At 58.1% G+C, this 515-nt stretch carries 1 protein-coding gene; it reads right to left on the bottom strand.

What is annotated here, in order from left to right; translation table 11 throughout:
- On the bottom strand, positions 1-515 hold a 515-nt coding region (locus tag EGJ22_RS25910), incomplete at both ends, for a GTP-binding protein (protein WP_125920463.1).

Below are 515 nucleotides of genomic sequence, written 5' to 3'. Positions count from 1 at the left end.
GTAGTGCCCATTTCGTTGTCGTCTTTGCCTTCCAGCGCCATACGAGCCGAACCGATGATGATCGGGGTGTCGTCGCCTGGGAAGTCGTAGGTGGACAGCAGGTCGCGAACTTCCATCTCGACCAGTTCCAGCAGCTCAGCGTCGTCTACCAGGTCAGCCTTGTTCAGGAAGACCACGATGTACGGAACGCCAACCTGACGGGACAGCAGGATGTGCTCACGGGTTTGTGGCATCGGACCATCGGCGGCCGAGCAAACCAGGATCGCGCCGTCCATCTGGGCAGCACCGGTGATCATGTTCTTCACGTAGTCAGCGTGACCTGGGCAGTCAACGTGAGCGTAGTGACGAATGTTCGAGTTGTACTCGACGTGAGCGGTGTTGATGGTAATACCGCGCGCTTTTTCTTCCGGAGCCGAGTCGATCTTGTCGAACTCAACGACTGCCGAACCGAAAACTTCGGAGCAGACGCGAGTCAGAGCTGCGGTCAGAGTGGTCTTACCGTGGTCAACGTGGCC

Origin of the sequence: Pseudomonas sp. p99-361, from assembly GCF_003935475.1 — a bacterium.
In the GTDB taxonomy this organism is placed as follows: Bacteria; Pseudomonadota; Gammaproteobacteria; order Pseudomonadales; family Pseudomonadaceae; genus Aquipseudomonas; species Aquipseudomonas juntendi.
The sequence above is the reverse complement of the archived record's forward strand: the minus strand, read 5'-3'. Positions and strand labels throughout refer to the sequence as shown.